The 20,985-nt window shown below is 71.8% G+C and carries 19 protein-coding genes; 13 read left to right on the top strand and 6 right to left on the bottom strand.

Going from position 1 to position 20,985, the window contains the following annotated elements; translation table 11 throughout:
- Positions 1-11: 11 nt before the first annotated feature.
- The gene (locus tag ACQPYE_RS19055; protein ID WP_498722788.1) at positions 12-1,514 is read right to left on the bottom strand and encodes a PKD domain-containing protein; all 1,503 of its coding nucleotides are present in this window, start codon (positions 1,512-1,514) and stop codon (positions 12-14) included.
- A gap of 32 nt (positions 1,515-1,546) precedes the next feature.
- Complete coding sequence (locus tag ACQPYE_RS19050; RefSeq protein WP_498722786.1) at positions 1,547-3,040, bottom strand: PKD domain-containing protein; 1,494 nt, start codon at positions 3,038-3,040, stop codon at positions 1,547-1,549.
- A 144-nt stretch (positions 3,041-3,184) separates the two neighbouring features.
- Between ACQPYE_RS19050 and ACQPYE_RS19045 the strand changes: the two genes are divergently transcribed.
- Together ACQPYE_RS19045 and ACQPYE_RS19040 are read left to right on the top strand one after the other, a co-directional pair.
- Positions 3,185-3,430, top strand: a complete 246-nt coding sequence (locus tag ACQPYE_RS19045) for a helix-turn-helix domain-containing protein (RefSeq protein ID WP_498722785.1) — start codon at positions 3,185-3,187, stop codon at positions 3,428-3,430.
- Positions 3,431-3,896: 466 nt separating this feature from the next.
- The gene (locus tag ACQPYE_RS19040; protein ID WP_498722784.1) at positions 3,897-4,256 is read left to right on the top strand and encodes a hypothetical protein; all 360 of its coding nucleotides are present in this window, start codon (positions 3,897-3,899) and stop codon (positions 4,254-4,256) included.
- Positions 4,257-4,307: 51 nt separating this feature from the next.
- Here the strand turns inward: ACQPYE_RS19040 and ACQPYE_RS19035 are convergent, their stop codons facing one another.
- Positions 4,308-4,877 (bottom strand): TetR/AcrR family transcriptional regulator, encoded by a 570-nt coding sequence (locus ACQPYE_RS19035; RefSeq protein WP_498722782.1) that lies wholly within the window; start codon positions 4,875-4,877, stop codon positions 4,308-4,310.
- An 89-nt stretch (positions 4,878-4,966) separates the two neighbouring features.
- Between ACQPYE_RS19035 and ACQPYE_RS19030 the strand changes: the two genes are divergently transcribed.
- From ACQPYE_RS19030 to ACQPYE_RS19015, 4 genes are all read left to right on the top strand, one after another.
- Positions 4,967-5,932, top strand: coding sequence for a ketopantoate reductase family protein (locus tag ACQPYE_RS19030; protein ID WP_498722781.1), 966 nt, complete (start codon positions 4,967-4,969; stop codon positions 5,930-5,932).
- Between the two features lie 158 nt (positions 5,933-6,090).
- Positions 6,091-7,296, top strand: coding sequence for a cytochrome P450 (locus ACQPYE_RS19025; RefSeq protein WP_498722779.1), 1,206 nt, complete (start codon positions 6,091-6,093; stop codon positions 7,294-7,296).
- Between the two features lie 37 nt (positions 7,297-7,333).
- On the top strand, positions 7,334-7,528 hold the full coding sequence (locus tag ACQPYE_RS19020) for a ferredoxin (protein WP_498722778.1): 195 nt from the start codon (positions 7,334-7,336) through the stop codon (positions 7,526-7,528).
- A gap of 176 nt (positions 7,529-7,704) precedes the next feature.
- On the top strand, positions 7,705-8,049 hold the full coding sequence (locus ACQPYE_RS19015) for a hypothetical protein (RefSeq protein ID WP_498722776.1): 345 nt from the start codon (positions 7,705-7,707) through the stop codon (positions 8,047-8,049).
- Here ACQPYE_RS19015 and ACQPYE_RS19010 read toward each other — a convergent pair.
- Positions 8,042-8,833 carry an NlpC/P60 family protein gene (locus tag ACQPYE_RS19010; RefSeq protein ID WP_498722774.1) on the bottom strand — a complete coding sequence of 264 codons (792 nt, stop codon included), beginning with the start codon at positions 8,831-8,833 and terminating at the stop codon, positions 8,042-8,044. The two genes, ACQPYE_RS19015 and ACQPYE_RS19010, sit on opposite strands and share 8 nt — an antisense overlap.
- Positions 8,834-9,130: 297 nt before the next feature.
- On the opposite strand from ACQPYE_RS19010, the gene ACQPYE_RS19005 reads away from it, so the two are divergent.
- The 7 genes from ACQPYE_RS19005 to ACQPYE_RS18975 all read left to right on the top strand — a co-directional run bounded on the left by ACQPYE_RS19005 (position 9,131) and on the right by ACQPYE_RS18975 (position 18,101).
- Complete coding sequence (locus tag ACQPYE_RS19005; protein WP_498722772.1) at positions 9,131-10,750, top strand: S1 family peptidase; 1,620 nt, start codon at positions 9,131-9,133, stop codon at positions 10,748-10,750.
- A complete protein-coding gene (locus ACQPYE_RS19000) occupies positions 10,750-13,041 on the top strand; it encodes a tetratricopeptide repeat protein (RefSeq protein ID WP_498722770.1) in 2,292 nt (763 codons plus the stop codon). The genes ACQPYE_RS19005 and ACQPYE_RS19000 overlap by 1 nt, the downstream gene beginning before the upstream one ends.
- A gap of 36 nt (positions 13,042-13,077) precedes the next feature.
- Entirely contained in the window at positions 13,078-14,484 is a 1,407-nt protein-coding gene (locus tag ACQPYE_RS18995; RefSeq protein ID WP_498722768.1) for a VWA domain-containing protein, read from the top strand.
- On the top strand, positions 14,481-15,599 hold the full coding sequence (locus ACQPYE_RS18990) for a GlnX family signal transduction membrane protein (RefSeq protein ID WP_498722767.1): 1,119 nt from the start codon (positions 14,481-14,483) through the stop codon (positions 15,597-15,599). Before ACQPYE_RS18995 ends, ACQPYE_RS18990 begins: the two co-directional genes overlap by 4 nt.
- Positions 15,596-16,903 carry an ABC transporter substrate-binding protein gene (locus tag ACQPYE_RS18985; protein WP_498722765.1) on the top strand — a complete coding sequence of 436 codons (1,308 nt, stop codon included), beginning with the start codon at positions 15,596-15,598 and terminating at the stop codon, positions 16,901-16,903. Before ACQPYE_RS18990 ends, ACQPYE_RS18985 begins: the two co-directional genes overlap by 4 nt.
- Before the next feature lie 19 nt (positions 16,904-16,922).
- Complete coding sequence (locus tag ACQPYE_RS18980; protein ID WP_498722945.1) at positions 16,923-17,291, top strand: CU044_2847 family protein; 369 nt, start codon at positions 16,923-16,925, stop codon at positions 17,289-17,291.
- A 267-nt stretch (positions 17,292-17,558) separates the two neighbouring features.
- The gene (locus ACQPYE_RS18975; protein ID WP_498722764.1) at positions 17,559-18,101 is read left to right on the top strand and encodes a Rossmann-fold NAD(P)-binding domain-containing protein; all 543 of its coding nucleotides are present in this window, start codon (positions 17,559-17,561) and stop codon (positions 18,099-18,101) included.
- Positions 18,102-18,552: 451 nt separating this feature from the next.
- Here the strand turns inward: ACQPYE_RS18975 and ACQPYE_RS18970 are convergent, their stop codons facing one another.
- A complete protein-coding gene (locus tag ACQPYE_RS18970) occupies positions 18,553-19,215 on the bottom strand; it encodes a response regulator transcription factor (protein WP_498722944.1) in 663 nt (220 codons plus the stop codon).
- A gap of 12 nt (positions 19,216-19,227) precedes the next feature.
- Positions 19,228-20,958, bottom strand: a complete 1,731-nt coding sequence (locus ACQPYE_RS18965; RefSeq protein WP_498722762.1) for a sensor histidine kinase — start codon at positions 20,956-20,958, stop codon at positions 19,228-19,230.
- Between the last annotated feature and the right edge of the window lie 27 nt (positions 20,959-20,985).

Genomic DNA, 20,985 nt, shown 5'->3' with positions numbered 1-20,985 from the left:
GGAACGCAGCACTAGCGGCAGCAGAGCGGGTCGTCCGCGGTGGTCGCGCCGGCGCGCACGGTCGTCGTCACGGCCACCACCTCGTTGTCCGCAGGGTTGTCGTCGCCGTCGTACCGGCCGTCGACGTCCACCCGGACCTTGAACGTCACCTTGCCCGCCGCGACGTCCGCAGCGGTGTAGGTGTAGGCGAACGGCAGCTCCACGCGCGACCCGCCGGCGAGCCACTGCTTGAGCGTGCCCACGGTGGTGTAGTACCCGCTCTCCGACAGGCGCAGCAGGTCGACCTCGACCGTTTCGGCGCGGGCCGTGCCGTTGGCGAGCGTCACCTTGATCGGCTTGGTCTGCCCGGCGCGGGCCGAGGCGGGCACGGTGAAGCCGGACAGCCCCACGTCGTGCGTCTCGACCACCAGGGTCTGCGCGCCGGTGCCGGTGCGTCCGTCGGAGGTCGTGCCGGTCACCTCCACCCGGTACTCGCCGTCGGCGGCGTAGCGGTGCACGAGGGTGTCGCCGGTGATCGGCGCGGACGTGCCGTCGCCGAACTTCACCTCGCCGCTGACCAGCGGGCGGTTCAGGGGGTCTCCGGAGTAGACGGTGAACCGCACGTCGTCGAAGGTGGAAGGGGTGTTCGGGTAGGGCGACGCGACCGGGCGCACCGCCGGCGCGTTCAGCAGGGACAGGCTGAACTCCGAGGCCCGCTCGGCGCTCTTGGCGAACTTGATGAAGTAGGTCCGGCCCGCGGTGGCGGTGAACACGGCGCTGTACCCGGAGTAGGAGTCGAAGCAGTCCACTTCGGTCAGCGCGTCTGGCGTGGCACCCTGGTACACGGTGATCGAGGGTGAGCCGTACCCCGTCATCACGGCCACCGAGCGGGTCCGCTCCGGCGTGTAGCTGTACCAGACGGAGCGGTCGAGGCCCTGCTCGCAGCTGGACGGGACCTCGTCCGGCTCGGTCGACGCCAGGCTCAGGTCGCCGGTGAGCTCGGCCGGCAGCACGACAGGGGCCGCCGCGGCGACGTCGTCGTTCGGCGCGGGCGGGACGGTGGCGAGCCGGAAGTCGACCTGCCCGCCGTAGTAGTACTCGAACACCTCGATGTGGTAGGTCGTGCCCGCGGTTACGGGGAACGCCCTCCTCGGGAAGTCCCTCGTGCAGCTCCCTGGCACCTGCGTGAGCGCGCCGCGCTCGCCGGTGTAGACGGCCACGACCGGCGACTGCCCGGTGCTGGACACGGTGGTCCTGAGCAGGGCGTCCTCGGTCGCGGTGTAGCGGAACCACACGCTGCGCGTGCCCCAGTAGTAGCAGTCGGTCGGGTCGTCGGCGGCCTTGGTGGCTTCCGTGGTGTCCTGCGTGGCCGAGAACGGCAGCGCGGTGATGGCGGTGGCCTGGTCGAAGTCGTCGTTCGCGGGCGGCGCGGCGTGCGCGACGCCCGGTGCCAGCACCGCGATCGCGGCGGCGACGAGGCCGATGATCGGCGTGCGCAGGCGCGTGAACGCCCGCCGCCGGGTGGGCAGCGTCATTCTGATCTCCCCCGGGAGTGGTGGTGTGGCGGTCAGGCGGCGGCCATCGCGGCCGGACCGGTCACGGTCGTGGCGATGGAGATGACCTCGTTGTCCATCGGGCGGGCATCGCGTACCGGGTACGGCAGCGTGACCTGCGCCCGGAAGGCGACCTTGCCGACGAGGGCGTCGTCGGGGGTGAAGGTGTGGGCGAACGGGAACTGCACCTTGCGGGTCGGGTGCGCGGGCACGTGCAGGGTCGTCGTGCCGACCTCGGTCCAGTAGTCCCTGGTGCGCTTGTAGAGCACGACGGTCGCCGTCTCGGCGTACCGCGTGTTCGCCACGTACACCTTGATCGTCTTGGTCTCGCCCTGCCGCGCAGACGACGGCACGTCGAACCGGGTGATCCCCACGTCGTGCGTCTCGACCTCCACCTGGGAGCTCGCCGTGGCGGTGCGGCCGTCCGGCGACGTGGTGACGATGGTGACGGTGTAGACGCCGTCGGCGGTGTAGCGGTGCTGGACGCCCTCGGTCGTGGCCGGGGCCGTGGCGCCGTCGCCGAAGTCCCACGTGGCGCTGAGCGGCTCCTCGTTCCAGTTGTTCGACTCGGCGGTGAAGTGGATGTTGTCGTACACCGACGGTTCGGACGTCGACCTGCTGATGTAGGGCCGCAGCGGTGGCGCCTCGGCCAGGTGCAGGGCGGTGGGCTGGAAGCTCTGCCGCGGGCCGGTGACCCTGAGGTAGTAGGTGGTGCCCGCGGTGGCGCCGAAGGTCGTCGGCTCGTCATGGGAGTAGGACTTGCAGGTCACCTCGGTCAGCTCGGGCAGTGACGCGCCGGTGTAGACGCTGACGACGACGTCGTTGTGCTCGACCCGCGCGGTGACCGACGTCCGCGCCGACGGCGTGTAGGAGTACCAGACCGACGGCACGGTCTCGGTGTAGATGCAGCTGGACTCGGGTTCGTCGGCCTCGAACGTGGCGGTCGACAGGTCCGGGCGCGCGGTGAACGGCAGCGCGGTGACCGGCTCGGCGGCGGTGAACGCGTCGTTGGCCGCAGCCGGGACGGGGTGCAGGGCGAACGACAGCGCGCCTCCGGTGACGGAGTAGCCCGCGACGAAGAAGTAGTAGGTGGTGCCCGCCGTGGCGCGGAACGTGATCGTGGCGTCGGAGCCGATATCGCAGGCCTGGTCGGCGGCGCGCAGGTTCCCGCGCTCGCCGGTGTTGGCCGACAGGACGGTGGTGTGGTCGCTGCCCACCGTGGTGGCGCGCAGGTAACCGTCCTCGGTCGCGGTGTGGTGGAACCAGACGCCGCCTTCGACTTCGTAGAACTGGCACCAGGACGGGTCGTCATCCGCCCCGGTCGCCTCGCTCGTGTCCTGCGTCGTGGTGAACGGCAAGGCCGTGACGGCCGTCGAGTGGTCGAAGTCGTCGTTCGACGGTGGTTCGGCGTGCGCGACCCCGGTCGTCAGCACGGCGAACAGCGCCGTGACGGCGCCGACCGCGGTGATGCGGGCGCGCGCGGACGCGCGCCGTCGCAAGGACAGCATCGTGTGAAACCCCCTGAACACCCGCCGCCTGGTGGCGGACGGCCCCTGTGATCACTACATCGGTGGCCGGGGGCACAGCGTCACCGGCAACCGCCGGAATTGGGCCGTCCGGACCGCCGGGTTGCGTCATCCGCCGGCGGATCAGTGGTTCAGGTAGGCCAGGACGGCCTGGACGCGGCGGGGGGTGTTGTCCGACTGCGGGAGCAGGCGGCGGAGGTGTTCGGGGTCTCGGTGCGGTCGGTGGGCACCTGGTGGCGCACCTACCGACAGGAGGGGCGCGACGGCCTGGCGACCCGCCGGGGGCGTCCCGGTCCCGCCGAGCTGATCAGTGCGGAGGACCGGGGCACGCTGTTCGCGGCGATGGCCGACCACACCCCGAGGAGTTGCTGATCGGCGGCCCACTGTGGACCCGCCCGGCGGTGGTCGAACTGATCCGCCTGGTCGTCGGCGTGGCCATGACCGAGCAGGGCGTCGGGTTGTGGTTGCGCCGCCCCGCCCACGAGACCCGACGCACGACGCCGCCAACACCAACCCCACATCGTCTGCGGCTACTTCCACGCCCCACACGTCCGCTACACCATCATGTAAGCAACTCAACACTTTCGGCTCAATAGTGCCGGGTCTCGCGTTCGGCGGTCACCCCGACGCGTCCCCGCGACGCCCCACCGGAACCCTTCCGACCCGCACGGCGACGCTGAGGCCCCGGTGCCCGGCGGCCAGCGGCCGTTCGCAGGCGGGGCGACGCGGCGACCGCGTTGCACCTGCCGGAGCGGCTGCGGTTGACACCGCAGGACCTGCTGGAGGGTCTGGCCGCGCGCACGATGTCCACGTTCGAGGAGTTGGTGAACGGAACCGCATGAGCACGTCCGACGCAGCCGACCAGGCCGTCGCCCCCACCACGCCGATCATCGGCGCGAAGTCCGTCCCGCGCGCACTCGCCCGACTGGCGACGCTGCTGTTCCCGTTCCTGCCCACGCCCGCGCGGATTGTCGCCGGCGTGCTGCCGTCACCTCCCGGGCAGCCTGTCCTCGTCCGCGCTCTCGACCCGTTCGGAGCGTTCTCGTACTCCGCGACCAGGGGCGAACTCGTACTCGGCGATGAACGTCCGCCGGGACGGATGCGCGGCCGGAACGGCGGACGTCCCACCGGGGGAACGCCGGGACTGCTTGTGGGATGGGGTGGACACGAGCACAAGGATCTTCGATTCCGCCCCTGATCACGAACCCTCGATCACACGAGGTGCCTCACAGCGGTCTGGCCAAGAGGGTCATAGCGGGCGGCGCAGCCCGTCCAGCACGAGGGTGATGACATCGTCGGCCTCGGCCCGCCAACCGGGGCGGTCATGGGCCGCACCGATGCCGTGCAGTGCCATCATCACGGCACCGGCGTCCACGTCGTCGCGAACGGTGCCGTCCTGCACGGCGGCGGCCACCAGGTCGGTGACGGACTGCTCCAGCGCTCGGCTGCCCTCGGCGAGGGCAGCCGAGCGGGTGGCCATGAGCGTGGCCAGCGTCCGGGCCAGGCCTTCGTGGGCGGCTATGTGGTCGACCATGTCGCGGAGGAAGGTCGCCAAAGCCTCCGCTGCGGGCAGCGTGGCCTGTAGTTGGCGGGCGCGGTCGCACAGCGTGGCGACTTCTCCGTGGTAGACCGCCTCGGCCAGTGCCTCCCGGGTGGGGAAGTGGCGGTACAGCGTGCCGGTGCCCACCCCGGCCAGGCGAGCGAAGTCGTCGAAGCGCAGGTCGAAGAAGCCTCCGGCGTCGAAGACCTCCCGGGCCGTGGCGAGCAGGGCCTCGCGCTTGCGCTGGGCGTCGGCCCGCAGCGGCTTGTCGGCGGTCATGCGCTCCCTCCCGTTGACAAATGGAGATTACCTCCATATGTTGAAAGTGGAGATGATCTCCAATTCGATTCTACCCCACGAGGTGCAGTGTGAAGATCCTGATGTTCGGACGCGGCGTGATCGCCACCGTCTACGGCTGGGTCCTGCACCAGGCGGGCCACGACGTCGAGTTCTACGTCCGGCCGGGCCGCGCGGCGACGTACGGGGACGCGGTGGACCTCGACCTGTTCGACGTGCGGCGCCGGGTTTGGGGACAGCGCGTCACCCAGAAGTGGCCGGTGCGCTACCGCGAGGCCCTGGGGCCAGACCACGACTTCGACCTGATCGTGCTCAGCGTGCCGCACCACCGCCTCACCGAGGCGGCGACCTTCCTGACCCCGCGCGTCGGCCAGGCCACGGTGCTGGTCTTCGGGAACCTCTGGACCGAGCCGACAGCCGCGATCGGCGCACTCCCCCTCGACCGGATCGCCTGGGGCTTCCCCCAGGCCGGTGGCGGTTTCGACGCGGACGGCGTGCTCCGCGGAGCGCTGCTGCCCTCGGTCGTCTTCGGCACCCTCGGCCGGTCCCCGACCGACCGGGAACTCGCCGTGCGCCAGGCGTTTCGCGAAGCCGGGCTCCGGATCAAGGAGCGGCCTGACTTCCGCGGCTGGCTGTGGGTCCATTTCGCCTCGGATGCCGGCATGTTCTCGCAGGGCTTGCGGTTGGGCTCCCTGTCCAAGCTGGCCGGGTCGACGCGCGACTTCCGCGAAGCGCTGCTGGCCGGTCGCGAACTGCTGCCACTCCTCCAGGCGCGCGGCGTCGACCTGCGACGTCACCGGGGCGGTGTGCTGCCGTTCCGGGCGCCCACCTGGCTGACGGCCCCCGCGCTGGCCTGGCTGACCGCCCACGTCACGCCGATACGCGTGAACTTCGCGACGCACTCCGACCCCGACGCCGAAGAACCACGCGAAGTCTGCCGGGACACCCTGGCCGAAGCACGACGGTCGGGCATCTCCGTACCGCGTTTGGAAGCGGCGGAACCGCACTTCGCCCGCGAGGAGACGGGTCGAGTCTGACTTTACCGACGTTGTCGGTCCCGGTGGTCCGTCGCGGTCGCCTGGTCCGCCGCATCCCCGAGCCGAAGCCGGTCGCACCGGTCGACCAACTGCCGTTCATACACGGGTTTCGCCGTCCAGCTTCTACCGCCTGTCCGTGACGTCGTGGAAGGAAAGTCATGACTACCGCCGAGAAGCACGAGTTCCCCATGGCCCGTACGTGCCCGTTCGCGCCGCCGCCCGCGTACGAAGAGATCCGCGAAGAAGAGCCGGTCTCGCGGGTTCGTCTGCCCGACGGCGGGTGGGCCTGGGTGGTCAGCCGTCACGAGGACGTGCGAACCGTGCTGAACGACCGGCGATTCAGCGCCGACAGGCAGCATCCGGACTTCCCGGCGCTGGTCGAGGGCGAGGCGGCGTCCCGGCGGCCGGACGAGGAGCGCTTCCTGATCGCGATGGACGCGCCCGAGCACGGGCCGGCGCGCAGGGCCGTGCTCGGCGAGTTCACGGTGCGCCGGTTGGAGGCGCTGCGGCCGCGGATCCAGGAGATCGTCGACGAGCGGATCGACGCGCTGCTGGCCGGGCCACGGCCCGGTGACCTGGTGGACGCGCTGTCGCTGCCGGTCCCGTCACTGGTGATCTGCGAGATGCTGGGTGTGCCCTACGCCGACCATGAGTTCTTCCAGGAGAACACGGTGAAGGTGATCAAGCAGTCGACGCCGCCCGAGGAGCGGTGGGCGGCGATGGAGGCCATCCAGGGCTACATGGCCGATCTCATCGCGGAGAAGGAAGAGAACCCGCCGGATGACCTGCTCGGGCGACAGATCGTCAAGCTGCGCGCGGACGGCACCTACCGGCGGACGGCACTGGCCGGCATGGGCTTGCTGCTGCTCGTGGCCGGCCACGAGACGACGGCGAACATGATCTCGCTGTCGACCATGGCGTTCCTGCGCAACCCGGAGCAGCTCGCGATGATCAAGGCCGACCCGGCCAAAACGCTCAACGCGGTCGAGGAGATGCTGCGGTACTTCACGATCATCGACGTGGCGACGGCCCGGCTGTGCGTCGAGGACATCGAAGTCGGCGGGCAGCTGATCCGCGCCGGCGAAGGAGTGCTGGCGCTGGGTTATTCGGCCAACCGGGACCCGCGGGCGTTCGAGAACCCGGACGAGCTCGACATCGAGCGTGGCGCGCGCCACCACGTCGCGTTCGGGTTCGGGCCGCACCAGTGCCTGGGTCAGAACTTGGCCCGGATGGAGCTCCAGATCGTGTTCGACACGCTGTTCCGCCGCGTCCCCAGCCTGGAGCTCGCGGTGGATGTCGACGAGTTGCCGTTCAAGGACGACGCGAACATCTACGGCCTCTACCAGCTCCCGGTGACCTGGTAGAGGACGAACTGCTGTCCCACCTCAGGAGGAGAGGGCCATGAAGATCATCGTGGACACCGGCAGGTGCGTCGGTGCCGGACAGTGTGTGCTCACTGAGCCCGCGCTGTTCGACCAGAGCGAGGACGACGGCACAATCATCGTGCTGAACGAGACGCCGGAGGGCGAGTTGGTCGACAAGGCACGCGAAGCGGCGCACGTGTGCCCCAGCCAGGCCCTCTCGCTGGAGGAGTAAGTCAATCCGCAGACCGCCGACCAGCCTGAAACGATCATGCCGGTCGGTGTGGGGCGCTGAACGCCGCGTCTTCGCTCGAACAGGGCGAACTCGCGTGCACCTCGCGGAGAACCAAACACGATTCGGCCACCGCATCCCGGCCCTGCGGCGAGCCGGACGACCTGGTCACCGCGGCCGTGGTCCGCGTGCTGGGCGTGTGGGCGACGTTGGTGGAAGCGGGGTGGAAGCACCTGCCCGGCAGCATGCCCGGGCCGCGGACCGAGACCGGGACGACCCCGGATCCGCGGTTGGTCGCCGAGGTCGGACGACACCCGGCCGACTGGCTGCGGGTGGAGACCGGCGCTTTGGCGCGGTCCGTCGAGGTGGCGCGTGAACTCGGCGTCGGTGACCGCGTCACCACGCTGATCACGTCGGTGCCGGCGTCCTCGTCCACCGACCGCGACGAGTTCGACGGACGGCGGCGGACGGCCGCGAGCGTGCCGGCCGGCGCAGGTGCGGCGGCCGGCACGTCGATCAGGTGAGCGCGGTGGCGAGGTTCCAGCCGTTGCCCGCCGAGTAGCGCGGGGTGAAGGCGGCGTAGACGCCGGTTCGGCCGTCGTGCGGGTAGACCCAGAGGTTCCCGCCACCATCACGGGCGATGACGTCCGGACGGCCGTCACCGGTCACGTCCGACGTCGTTCCCGTCAGCGTGGCGGACGTGGCGATGATGTTCTTGTAGCGGTACGGCTTGTAGGTCGGGTACGTGGCGGCCCAGCTGTACTCGTCGCGCACCGCGTTGGGCGGCGTCTGCTCGTACACCCAGTAGGTGGACTCGTCGGCGGTCAACCAGCCGCCGAAGATCCGCACGTGGCCCATCTCGGCGGGCCAGTTCGGGTTCTGCCACAGCAGCACGTCGCCCGGTTGCAGATCGGCTTTGGCGATCGGGGTCCCGACCTCGTCCAGCGAGTCCGTGGTCCGGCTGGCGCCCAGGGCCCACGCGAACGACACGAAACCGGAGCAGTCCTGGCGGTAGCCGTCGCGGTAGTCGTAGTTGCTGTACGGGACCTTGGCGTCCACCCAGGTCTTCGCGCGGGCCAGGACCTCCTCGCGGGTGATCGGGGCGTCAACGGCCGCCCGCGAGTAGTCGCCCGGCAAGGGAAGGTCGTACGTGGCTTCGCGTTGTGCCGTGCCCGGGTCGGGTTGCTCCTGCACGACGCCCGCGGGCGCCGCCGCGGTGGCGGGCACACCCGCGCCCAGCGCGACGGCAGCAGCGGTTGCCAGCACGAGCACGGTTCGCAGCCGCCGGGACGATCGGGGCGTTCTCATCGTGGGTCCTCCTGTCGGGCCACTTGCCCATCAGGGGAACCGTCGGGCCACGCACTGCAAAACGACTGTAGAACGCCGTCGTTCGACCCTGCAGAACCGCTGCGACAACCTGTGGACGCTTGCCCAGGGGTGAGTTCCGCAACCGCCGGTCGGCTCGGCGAGCGCCGAACGGGGAGCGGTGCGGCCTCGGCCCGGGATGTGGCCTGTTGCGCCGATCGGGTGGGATCGCGGACGGGATCGGGGTTGGTCCGGTGAAGTGCGGTCAGCCGCCTCCACGGTCTGCGTAGCATCCGCTCAATGGGGTTCGAACGCGAGCGGCGACGCTGGCGGGTTCGGTTGTCCGACGATGTGGGGCGGGTCTTCGGCGCAGGCACGATGCTCGACGAGTGGCACCTGCTGACCTGCGCGCACGTGGTCGAGAGCATCAACGGGCCGCACGGGAAGGTCGTGGTCGACTTCGTCGGCGTGCCGGACGCGTCGCCCGGTGTCGCGTCGGTCGTGGACGGGGGCTGGGTGCCGCAGACCGAGCAGGAGCGGGGCGACATCGCCCTGTTGCGGCTGGAGAAGCCGGAGCCCGCGGCGTACGGTGCGCCGCTGCACCGCATGCCGTTGCGCGACCACCAGCTCGTCCGTGCCTACGGCTTCCCGTTCGGTGCCGACGACGGCATGTGGACCCTCGCTCGTCTCGTCGGCGAGGGCGGACCGGCCGGTGAGTGGGTCCAGTTGCAGCGCACCGGTGAAGCGGAGCCGATCGGGCAGGGCTACAGCGGCACCGCGGTGCTCGACGAGGCGACCGGCCACGTCATCGGCATGGTCGTCAGCCGCTACACCGGCGACGGTGGCCGCGTCGGCTGGATGATCCCCGTCGAGACGATGCTGGGCCACCTGCCACGGCTGGGTGCGTGGGTGCCGGACGGCCCGGCGGTCGACGACAGCTTCGTCGACCACCGCACCGACGTGGTCGACGTGGCATTCGCGCGGAAGCTCTCCCAGTGGTTCGCGACCGCCGGGGCCGGCGCGGTGTGGGTCGTGGTGACCGGGGAGTACGAGTCGGCGACGGCGCGCGCGTTGCGGCTGGTCGTGGCTTCCGCCGACCGGGAGCGGTCCGTGCGGCTGCCCGGCCTGCCCGAGGGGGTGGACGAGCGACCGCGCGTCGGCAGCGTGGACCTCGCCGTGGACGCCTCGGGCAAGACCGCCGACGAGGTCCGGCGGCGCATCGAGGAGCGGTTCGCGGTCGGCGCCACGGCGGGCCGCACCGTGGTGGTCGACGGGATCGACGACGCCGCCGAACCGGATCGGCTGGTCGAGGACGTGCTGGTCCCTCTCGCCGACCGCGCGGCGGAGCTGGGCGACCGGCTGGTCCTCGGGTTCCGTCGTGAGATCTCGCCGCGGGCCAGCGTCGTGCGGTCGACGTCCGAGGCGGGGAAGCCGGTCGAACCCGGTTTCCCGGTCCGCCTGGCGGCACTGGACAAGTCGGTCGCCGACCTCGCCGCGATCGAGGAGCACCAGCTGGCGGTCGGACCCCGGTTCACCGGGGTCGTGCTGCCGGCCCCGCGGGCGAGGCGCCTGCGCAGCGCGGTGAACCAGCTTCGATCGGCGTGGGCGGCGGGCGACACCGCGTGGGTGGAGCGGCACGTCGGCGAGTGCGAACGCGCGGTGACCGGGGCGCTCGACGAAGGCAGGCGGCGCCGCGCCGCGCTCGACGAGCTGGTGGACCGGCGCGTCGCCTTGCGAGCCCGGCTCGACTCCTACGCCGAGATGGCGCGCGACCACGGCTTGGTCGAGGAGCGCGGGTTGGACGAGGCGTACGGCCGGGCGTGGCGGCTGCTCTACGACGGCCCGTGCGACATCGGGGCCGCCGGGCAGGCGGTCGTCGACTACATGAACGCGGTGCGCCACGGGATCGGGGGTCGGTGATGATCGCGTGTGAACGTGACGGGTGCACCGGCACGATCGCGCGGACCGGGTACTGCCGCCGGTGCGGCCTTCCGCCGAAGAGCCCCACCACGGCACTCGTCGGCTCCCAGGGCCCGGCCGCCGGCCCGGCACGCCTCGAACCCGCCGGGGAACGCCCCACCCGGGTCACGAGCACGACGGTCACCCGCCCGCCGCAGACCACCGGGCAGGGCAGCGGCGGCGCGCACGTGCCGTTGCCGGTGGTGGAGCTGCCCGAGCCGGACAGCCGCGTCCAGCCGGTCCCCGGCGTCGCGGAAGAGGAGCGGTTCTGCGGCAAGCAGGGCTGCGGCGCGGCCGTGGGCCGGCCGGTCGACGGCGGTCCGCCGCGCGACGAGGGGTTCTGCGGCGAGTGCGGCAGCCCCTTCTCGTTCAAGCCGAAGCTCGGCCCTGGCGACGTGGTGGCCGGGCGCTACGAGGTGCGCGGCTGCATCGCGCGCGGCGGACTGGGGTTCGTGTACCTGGCGAAGGACGTCCGACTCGGCCAGCACGTGGCGCTCAAAGGGCTCATCGACGTCAACAACACCGCGGCCGTGCGGATCGCGGAGAACGAGAGCCAGGTCCTCATCGCGCTCGGACACCCCAACATCGTGCGGATCCGCGACGTCGTCACGCACGACGACGCCGGCTACATCGTGATGGAGTTCGTCGACGGGCTGTCACTGCGCGAGGTGAAGAACCGCGGCCGGGCGAGCCTCAGCCCCGAGCGGGGCATGCTGCTGGTCGAGCACGTCGTGGCCTACGGCCGCGAGATCCTCACCGCGCTGTCCTACCTGCACGGGCAGGGCCTGCTCTACTGCGACATGAAGCCGGACAACGTGATCCACGGCGACCAACGGGTCAAGCTCATCGACTTCGGCGGCATCCGCCGCATCGGCGACCGGGAGAGCCCGTGGGTCATCACCGAGCACTACCAGTTCGGCACTGACGACCCGAGAGCCCGCCGGGCGGAAGTGCACGAGCGCGGGCTGACCGTGCGCTCGGACGTCCACACGGTGGGGATGACCCTGCGGGAGCTGTACAACGCGAGCGACGGCTGGAAGCCCGGCACCTCGGAGCTCGCCGTCGACCCGGCGCACCCGGCCGCGTTCGGCATCGAGTCGTTCGTCCACGTCCTGCGGCGGGCCGTCGCGCCGTACGAGCGCCGCTTGGCCAGCGCCGACGAGATGCTGGTGCAGCTCGACGGCGTGCTCAACGAGATCCTGTCCTTGCGCGACGGCCGTTCCCGGCCGGCGTTCTCGACGCTGTTCGCGGAACCGACCGCACTGCTCGACGCGGGTCTGGGTGACGTGCCGTCGGTGCGCGACCTGATCGCGGGCGACGTGTCGGCGCTCGTCCGCGGCCCCACACCGCAGGAGGTCGCCCTGGGGCTGCCGGCGCCGCGCGAGGACCCCGACGACGGGCAGGTCGCGTTCCTCCGCACGGTCCGCGCCCCCGACGCGGCACGGCTGCTGAAGAAGCTCGCGCAGGCGGCGCCGTCGGTGGAGGTCGAGTTCCGCCGCTGCCGGGCGTTCCTGGAGTTGGCCGACGTGGCCGCGGCGACGGCGAGCGTGCGCGAGGCCATCCGGTTGCTCGGCACGCGGGCCGAGCACGACTGGCGGGTCCGCTGGCACGAGGGGTTGATCGAACTGGCCTCCGGCCGCGTGGCCGCGGCCGTCGGGAAGTTCACCTCCGTCTACCACGACATCCCGGGCGAGGAGACGCCGAAACTGGCGCTCGGGCTGTGCCTGGAACACCTCGATGAGGACGCCGGGCGCTACTACGGCGCGGTGTGGTTGCACCGCGCGCAGGTCAGCGCGGCGTTCGGGTTGGCGAGGATCGCGCTGCGCGGTGGCGACCGGGCCGGCGCTGTTCGCGTGCTCGACCAGGTGCCCGAGTTCTCCCGCCACGACGAGGCCGCGCGGATCGCCGGTGTCCGGGTGCTCACCGGTCCGCTGCGCAGGTCCGGCGGCGAGGTGCTGCTGCCGGGCCCCGGTGACTTCGCCGAGGCCGAGGAACGGTTGACGGCGCTCGGCGTGGACGACATCCGGGCCGACCGGCTGCGTGCCGCGGTGCTGGACACGGCGCTGAAGTGCGTCGAGCACGACGTCACGCCGCCGGCCGGGGCGCTGCTGGGCGACCAGCGGACCGAACGGGCCCTGCGCGAGCGCATGGAGAAGACGTTGCGCCACCTCGCGTGGCAGGCGTCGAGCAGGGAGGAGCACGACGTGTTGATCGACCTGGCCAACGAGCGACGCCCGATCACGTTGGTCTGATCCCAGCCGAGCACCGCAGAGGGGGAACGGAACGCCATGACAGGGGTGGAGCTGGGCATCACGGTGCACCAGAACAAGTTCCTGGCCCAGGGTGACACCGCGATGCACGCGGTGCTGACCGTCAGCGCACGTGGTGGCGCCGCCACGCCGCCGACCCGCTCGGCCGAGGTGCTGATGATCGACTGCTCCAGTTCGATGCGGCACCCGCACACGAAGATCGAGGAGGCGAAACGGGCGGCCTCCGCCGCCGTCGCGGCGCTCCCCGACGGCGCGCTGTTCGGCGTCGTGCGGGGTGCGGAGGACGCTCGGGTCGTCTACCCGGAGCACGACGGCCTGGTTGTCGCGTCGGACGCGACGCGGCGGGCCGCGCAGCAGGCCGTCGCACGCCTCGGCGCGTACGGCGGTACCGCGATGGGCACGTGGCTGGCCAAGACCAGGCTCCTGTTCGCCGCCCACCCGGACACCGTGCGCCACGCGATCCTGCTCACCGACGGCAACAACGAGTCCGAGAGCCACCAGGCCCTGGTGACCGAGCTGAACGCCTGCGAGGGCCGGTTCGTCTGCGACGCGCGTGGCGTCGGGGAGGGCTGGGACCCCCGGGAGCTGGCCGAGATCGTCAAGGTCCTGCGTGGCGAGGCTGATTCCGTCGTGGAGGACCACCTGCTCGCGGCCGACTTCCGACGACTGGTGGAGCAGGCGCTGACGAAGGTGCTGCCCGAGGTGCGGCTGCGCATCGGCACCATGCCCTACAGCAGGGTGCGGTTCGTGACCCAGGTGATGCCCAACGAGTACGACCTCACCGACCGCATGCGCCGGGAAGGCGACGACGAGCACGTGCTGTCGCTGGGATCGTGGTCGGCCGACGAGTCGAAGGACTACCACCTGTGCCTCGACATCGACCCGGACACGCCGCCCAGCCACGACGTCGACCGCCAGCTGGCGTGGGCGGAGCTGGAGGCTGACGGCGCGGTCTCCGAGACGGTCGCCGTGGTCGCCCGCTGGACGCACGACCCGGTGCAGCCGACGATCGTCCACCCGGTGGTCAGCCAGTACCTGGCGCAGGCCGAGCTGAACGCGGCGATGGCGGACGGCGGCGACGCGCACGGCGAGGGCCGGTTCGACGCGGCCGAGCGGGCTTGGGGCAAGGCCGTGCGACTGGCCACCGAGCAGCACAACGACGGTTACCTGGAACGCCTGGCGCGCATCGTGGAGATCCGCGACGCGCGGACCGGTGACGTCCGGCTTCGCCCCGACGTCACGCGCAGCGCCATCGGCAGCGTGCTCATCGCCCCGTCGGGCATCGGAGGACCGCGCCCGTCCGCCGCCGACCCGGTCCTTGAGGCGGGGCCGCCGCGGCCCTGCCCGCACTGCGAGCAGCCGAACAGGCCGACCGTGAGGTTCTGCGAGAGCTGCGGCGGCCCGATGGCCGAGGTCGCGACGTGACAGTCCGCGAGAGGCCGCTCCCCGCGCACGTCGGCGGCGGCACGCGCACGTGGCTGGTGCGGCGGCTGTGGTTCCTGCTCGGCGCGGCAGTGCTGACGCTGGCGACCGCCCCGTGGGCGGTGTGGGCCGTGGCCGACACCGCCGGGACCGTCCGCGACCGGACGACCGAAGCGGTGCTGGAGACCGCCGCGGCCCGCCTCGCGCTGACCGCCGCCGACCGGGCGGTGATCACGTCCTTCGCGTCCGGGCACGCGGCGCTCACCGGCCCGGGGCAGGACTACACGAACCGGTTGGCCGCGGCCAACCAGAGCCTGGCCAAGGTCGCGGAGGCCAACCAGGCGGCAGCGGGCGCGGGCAGGCTCCAGGTCATCGCCGGCCTGGTCGCCGCCTACTCGGGCGCGGTCGGCCAAGCCGACGCCCACTACCGCGTCCCGGAGGCGACCGGTCTGGGCGCGGCCGACCTGTGGTACGCGTCGCGACTGCTGCACGCCCCCGGTGGCGTCCTGGAGCAGTTGGAGACCTTGCAGGCCGACCAGCGGGCGGCGTTGGCGGAGCAGCTCGACGACGGGACCCTGTGGCCTCCGCTGCTGTGGTCGCAGCCTGCCTCGCCGCTGCTGCCCGCCTTGTTCGGACTTGTGCTGCTGGCGGTGCAGTGGCAGTTCTTCAAGCGGTTCCGCCGAGTCTTGAACGTCTGGCTCGCCGTCGCGACCGTGCTCACGCTCTTCGTGGCGGTCGCCCTGCTGTTCACCGCCTCCCAGCGCCAGCAGCTCGTCCAGGTCGGTGACCGGGTCGACACCCTGCTCGCCGAACGGCAGGCGGCGGTCTCCGCCGACGAAGCCGTCGGTCAACGGGCGTTGGCCGACCTGCTCTCCGGGCTGTGCGGCGCGCAGGGGTGCGGGCCCACGGTCGACGAGTTCCGGGCCGGGCTGCCCGCACAGGTCACCGACGTGACCAACGAGCACGACACCGATGCCCAGGAGGTCACCGCGCAGACCCGGGCTGCCACGGATTCCGGCGGGCGCGGCTGGCTCGTGCCGCTGGCGGCCGTGCTCGCGTTCGTGCTCGTCGTCATCGGCATGGTGCGCCGCCTCAACGAATACCGGTACCGAACATGAGAATCCGAGGGAAAGCCCGGACGCGGGCGGTGCGGCTCGTGCTGGCTGTCGCGCTGCTGGCATCCGGCGCGTGCGCGACGACATCGAGCGGCACGGTCACCGTGATGGCGTCGTGGACCGGCTCCGAGGAAGACGCCTTCCGCGAGGTGCTCGACCGGTTCGAGGCCGCCACCGGGATCGGCTACGAGTACCGGGGCACGCGTGCCGTCGACCAGGTGCTCGCCGCCGATGTCCAGCGCGACGCCGCGCCGGACGTGGCCGTCCTGCCCAACCCGAGCGTGTTGGCCGCATACGCGAGGCAGGGCGAGCTGCACCCGTTGGACGAGGTGCTCGGCGACCAGAGCGGGTCGTACGGACCTCAGTGGTTGACGCTGCAACGGGTGGGGCGGGACCGGCAGTACGCGGTGGCCGTCAAGGCCGACGTCAAGAGCACGATCTGGTACGCCACCGCGAACGCCGACTGGCCGACGCCGGTGACCTGGGAGGAACTCGTCGCGTTGAGCCGCCGGCTCGGCGCGGAGGGCCGCACGCCGTGGTGCCTGGGCATGGGTTCCCCACCCGTGTCCGGCTGGCCGGGCACCGACTGGGTCGAGGACATCCTGCTGCACTCCGCCGGGCCCGAGGTGCACCGGGAGTGGGCCTCCGGGCGGCTCGCGTGGACGTCGCCGCAGGTCCGCCAGGCCTGGCAGGCGTGGGGCGAGCTCGTGGCCTCGCCCGGCGCGGTGCGGGGCGGCGCGCAGGCCGCGCTGCTGACCGACTTCGACGACGCGGGCCGGGCGTTGTTCGCGAACCCGCCGGGGTGCCTGCTGGAGTACCAGGCCTCGTTCGCCATGGGCGGCTACCAGGCCGTGGAGCGCGAGGGCGGCAGCACCCCGCGGCCGGGGGCGGACTTCGACTTCTTCCCCTTCCCCGGTGGCCGGGTGTCGTCGGTGTCCGCCGACCTCGCGGGCATGTTCCACGACACCCCGGAGGCGAGGGCGCTCATCAAGTTCCTCGCGTCCGACGAGGCACAGCGCATTTGGCCGGAAATGCGCGGCGGCAGCGTGTTCTCGGCGAACAAGACCGTCACCGACGTCTACGACGACGACCTCAGCCGCCGGATCGCGCGGAGACTCACGACGGACCCGCTGTGCTTGGACGCGTCCGACCTGATGCCCGCGCGGATGACCGACGCGTTCTACCGCGCCGTGCTGGAGTACCTGCACGCCCCGGCGCGGTTGGACGCCCTGCTGGCCGACCTGGACGAGGTCCGGGCGAGCCTGAACGACCCCGGACAGTGGCTTGACGTCCCTTGTGGACAGTGAGGAGCGACGCGTGCAGGAGATGGCCCGGTTCGTCCTGGAGGACGGCGGCGAAGTCGTGGTGGAGGTCGACCCCGTCCCGCACACGACCCGCGTGTCGCGCCGCGACGACCTGATCGCCGACGCCAAGGTGTCCTTCGAGAAGGCGCTGGAGAGCATCCGCGACGCGGCAGCCGCGGCACTCGGCCAGCTGCGGTCGATGAGCCGGCAACCCGACGAGGTGGAGCTGAAGTTCGCCGTGAAGCTGTCCGCGACGGCCGGGGCGGTGATCGCGAAGACCGCGGTGGACGGCCAGTTCGAGATCAAGATGAAGTGGCTGCGCGACCCGACGGCCGTGCCGGCTCCGGAGGAACCCGAGCCGCAACCGACGAAGCCCGATCCCGCCGGGTAGCGGCACTCGCCCTGCCGGGCATCGCCACGTCGGCAATCCACCCGTTCGAGCGCTGTTTCACTCCGGCTACGCGGTTGGTGGGTCGCGCATACAGCGCGGCTCAGCGTCCCTCCGGAAGAGCCGCACCCAGGTTGTAGCTCCCGCATTCTGCCGTGATGTCGGCCGTCGCCTGTGCCGCGGTGAAGAAGTCGTCGACCAGCGGCGAGGTGCTTGACGCCGCCACCGCGAGACAGGCAAGACCTGCTTCCGTCCGGCGGGATCGACGCCGTGGCCACCGCGGAGCTCCCGATCATGCTCGCGTACGGCGATGCACTCGCGGGAACCGGAAAGCCGCTGGTCACAGCGGGGAGCATCGGCTCGCCCGGTAACCTGGGCCGACCTGCCACCGAGGAGGACCCGGCCCTTCCCGGCGGGGATGAGCACAAGGGAACCCTGCGGGTTCGCAACATCGTGGAAACCACCGTGGTCGGCCTCGCCGAGCGGGGAGTGCGGTCTTCGGTCGTGCGGATCGCCAACATCGCGCACAGCACGACCGATCGCGCCGGTTTCCTCGTGCAACTGATCGCGCTCGCGAAGGAGAAGGGCTTCGTCGGCTACCCCGGAGACGGCGCGAACCTGTGGAACGCCGTGCACATCCGCGATGCCGCCTCCTTGTTCCGCCTGGCGCTGGAGAAGGGTCCGGCCGGCAGGTATTGGCACGCGATCGGGGACGGAGCCATCCCGCTCCGCGAGATCGCCGAGGCCATCGGCAGCCGTCTGGGCCTGCCCGCCGCGAGCGTACCCGCAGACGCACTGATCACCGCCCGCTGACGACAGCGGTCCCGGATCGCAACGAGTCCGGCGAGTGGCAACAGATCACAATCCCCATTGTGATCAAACCCGGAATTGAATCCTCTTCGACCGGAGAGGCCTTGTCGGCAATCCATGCCGTTGAAGACCTGAAGTCGGTGCACGGTCGATGGTGCGCGAGGCGTGGGACGTCCTGCTGCCGCGACTGGCCGCCGAGGGCGCGGCCACCCGGGACCTGCGCTCCGACCGGAGTCCAGCGGGCATGAACCCGCTGCTCGAGCGCTCCGACGAGGCGGCCGGCCAGTTCCGGTGCCTGGGCCGGGCGTCGACGGCGAGCCGTGGCGCAGCCACCACGGCAACCGGCGCCTGGCCTTCCCGCAGAACCGCATCGAGGCCTGCCGGCACTCCCGCACACCGTCCCGGGCGGCACAGTGGCCAGGACCCGGTCTGGCCGCGGGTTCCGGTCGGCGGGCTACGGAGCCCGCCCACCGTCCGGGCGCAGGTAGGCCAGCACCGCAAGCACCCGGCGGTTGTCGTCGGGCTGGGGCAGCAGGTCCAGCCTGGTGAAGATGTTGCGCACGTGGGTCTCCACGGTCTTCTTCGTCACCACGAGCAGGCGGCAGATCGCCTGGTTCGACCGCCCCTGCGCCATCAGCGAGAGGATCTCCCGCTCGCGGTCGCTCAGCCCGTCCAGCGGGTCCTTCCGCCGCCGCGTCCGCATCATCCTCGTCACGACCTCCTGGTCCAGGACGCACCCTCCCTCCGCGACCTGGCGGACCGCGTCGACGAACGCGGCGGCGCCGGCGACCCGTTCCTTGAGCAGGTAGCCGGCACCCCGCGCGTCGCCGCCGAGCAGCGCGGGCAGGTAATGCGACTCCACGTGCTGGGACAGCACCAAGACCCCCGTCCCGGGGTGGCGCGCCCGGATCTCGACGGCGGCGCGCAGCCCTTCGAGCCGGTACCCGGGCGGCATCCGGACATCCACCACGACCACGTCCGGGTGGTGCTCGGCCACCGCCGCGTGCAGCTCCTCGGCATCACCCACCTGCGCCAGCACGCGGAACCCGCGACCCGACAGCAGGTCGGCGAGCGCCTCGCGCACCAGGACGGCGTCGTCGGCCAGCACGACGGTCAGTTCCACGCTCGATCACCCCTTCGGGATGTCGGCCACGACCGCGGTGCCGCGGCCCCCGACATCCCCCACATCGAGTTCTCCGTCCAGTGCCCGCACCCGGTCGCGCAGCCCGGCCAGGCCCGAGCCCTCGGCCAGGTGGGCGCCGCCCACCCCGTCGTCGACCACCTCGACGCGCAGCCGGTCACCGCCCGCCGAGAGCCGCACCTGGACCTTGTTCGCGTTCGCGTGCTTGAGCACGTTCGTCAACGCCTCGGCGACCACGAAGTACGCCGTCGCCTCGACCGCCGCCGGCATGGACGGCAGATCGTCGGTGACCAGGTCGACCGGCAACGGGGTGCGGTCGACCAGCTCGGCCACCGCGGGGCCCAACCCGGCGTCGGCCAACAACGCCGGGTGGATGCCCCTCGCCAGCTCGCGCAGCTCGGTGATGGCGGCGGAGATTCCCTCCGCGGTGCTCCGGAGCAGCGCCACCAGCTCGGGGTCGTCGGCTCGCTGGACCCGTTCACGGGCCAGTTCGATGCCCAGCGCGACCACGACCAGCCGCTGCTGCGCGCCGTCGTGCAGGTCCCGCTCCACCCGACGGCGCTCGTCGTCGGCGGCCGTGACGAGCCGGGCCCTCGACGCGTGCACCTCCACGAGCCGGGCACCCGCCTGCTCGGCCAGCCGCTGGTTGTCCAGCACCAGCCCGGCGAGCGCCGCCACCGCCTCGGCGGTGCGGGTGTCCTCCCACGGCACCTCGCGGCGCGACAACACGCCCAGCGGCTCGCCTTCGCGGTCGCCGAGCAGCGTGCCCACCGGGACCGGTCGCCCCTCGGCGTCGAGGAACGTCCCGGACCCCGCGTCCCATCGGCCCAACCGCAGCGACGGGTCCCGCAGCGCGACCGCGAGGGTGTCGCGCACCCCTTCCAGCGTGCCGGGGTGCCGGGCCGCGATCAGCAGGTCCGCGATCACCGTCCGGCGTGGCCTGGTCCACAGCACCCCGACGAGGAACGCGATCGGCCACAGGCAGAACGCCACGCGGTAGCACGGCGCGAGCACCGGGTACAGCGGGTGGTCCGATCCCGCCGCGCTGCCCAGCGCGGAGGCCACGCCACCGATCGTGCCGATCAGCAACACCGGCGTGAGCGCGGCCCTGATGTCCCGCTGCGCGTCGAGGTACCGCCGCGCCAGCGACACCACGACACCTGCCGCGAGGACCACGCCGACGATGTCGAGCACCTGCTTCGCAGTCGACGCCACCCCGGGCAGGTTCGCGACGAGGAGCAGGCTCGTCGGCCGCCCGATCACCGACCAGTCCATGAAAAGCGCCTCGACCAGCGAGTACCCGAACACCGCCCCGTAGGTGGTGGTCGTGAGGACCCGCGCCGACCGCGTCGGCAGCGATCCTCGTGGGAAGGCCAGCACGAGGTGCACGATCGGGGGAGTCGACGCGTGCACGAACAGCAGACCCACGCTGAACACCGCGGGGTCGGTGGACAGTTGCAGGTCCTCCGCGAAGAAGGCGACACCCACCAGCACCATCAGCAACCCGGTGCGGTTGCCGGGCCTCCTCGTGTGCGCCACCAGGCCCGCCAGCAGGAACAGCGACCCGCTCAGCCCGCTGAGCAGCGTGTCGGAGAGCGGGTGCGACCCGTCCACGACCTTGAGCACGACAGCCACGGACCCGGTCAGCACGCCGATTCCCGTCGCCACCACGACGAGCAGCGGCGCCCAGCCGCCTTCGCGCCGGTGGGTGCTGTCCATGACCACCCCGGTTCGCCGATCCCACCA

Origin of the sequence: Actinosynnema sp. CA-299493, from assembly GCF_050946825.1 — a bacterium.
Taxonomy (GTDB): domain Bacteria; phylum Actinomycetota; class Actinomycetes; order Mycobacteriales; family Pseudonocardiaceae; genus Actinosynnema.
This window is presented reverse-complemented; position numbering and strand designations above follow the sequence as displayed.

What these genes read in the sequence shown, in the direction of transcription:
- ACQPYE_RS19055 (WP_498722788.1), bottom strand. Translation starts at nt 1,514, where the DNA reads ATGACGCTGCCCACCCGGCGGCGGGCGTTCACGCGCCTGCGCACGCCG.
- ACQPYE_RS19050 (WP_498722786.1), bottom strand. Translation starts at nt 3,040, where the DNA reads ATGCTGTCCTTGCGACGGCGCGCGTCCGCGCGCGCCCGCATCACCGCG.
- ACQPYE_RS19040 (WP_498722784.1), top strand. Translation starts at nt 3,897, where the DNA reads ATGAGCACGTCCGACGCAGCCGACCAGGCCGTCGCCCCCACCACGCCG.
- ACQPYE_RS19035 (WP_498722782.1), bottom strand. Translation starts at nt 4,877, where the DNA reads ATGACCGCCGACAAGCCGCTGCGGGCCGACGCCCAGCGCAAGCGCGAG.
- ACQPYE_RS19025 (WP_498722779.1), top strand. Translation starts at nt 6,091, where the DNA reads ATGACTACCGCCGAGAAGCACGAGTTCCCCATGGCCCGTACGTGCCCG.
- ACQPYE_RS19020 (WP_498722778.1), top strand. Translation starts at nt 7,334, where the DNA reads ATGAAGATCATCGTGGACACCGGCAGGTGCGTCGGTGCCGGACAGTGT.
- ACQPYE_RS19010 (WP_498722774.1), bottom strand. Translation starts at nt 8,833, where the DNA reads ATGAGAACGCCCCGATCGTCCCGGCGGCTGCGAACCGTGCTCGTGCTG.
- ACQPYE_RS19005 (WP_498722772.1), top strand. Translation starts at nt 9,131, where the DNA reads ATGGGGTTCGAACGCGAGCGGCGACGCTGGCGGGTTCGGTTGTCCGAC.
- ACQPYE_RS19000 (WP_498722770.1), top strand. Translation starts at nt 10,750, where the DNA reads ATGATCGCGTGTGAACGTGACGGGTGCACCGGCACGATCGCGCGGACC.
- ACQPYE_RS18995 (WP_498722768.1), top strand. Translation starts at nt 13,078, where the DNA reads ATGACAGGGGTGGAGCTGGGCATCACGGTGCACCAGAACAAGTTCCTG.
- ACQPYE_RS18985 (WP_498722765.1), top strand. Translation starts at nt 15,596, where the DNA reads ATGAGAATCCGAGGGAAAGCCCGGACGCGGGCGGTGCGGCTCGTGCTG.
- ACQPYE_RS18980 (WP_498722945.1), top strand. Translation starts at nt 16,923, where the DNA reads ATGGCCCGGTTCGTCCTGGAGGACGGCGGCGAAGTCGTGGTGGAGGTC.
- ACQPYE_RS18965 (WP_498722762.1), bottom strand. Translation starts at nt 20,958, where the DNA reads ATGGACAGCACCCACCGGCGCGAAGGCGGCTGGGCGCCGCTGCTCGTC.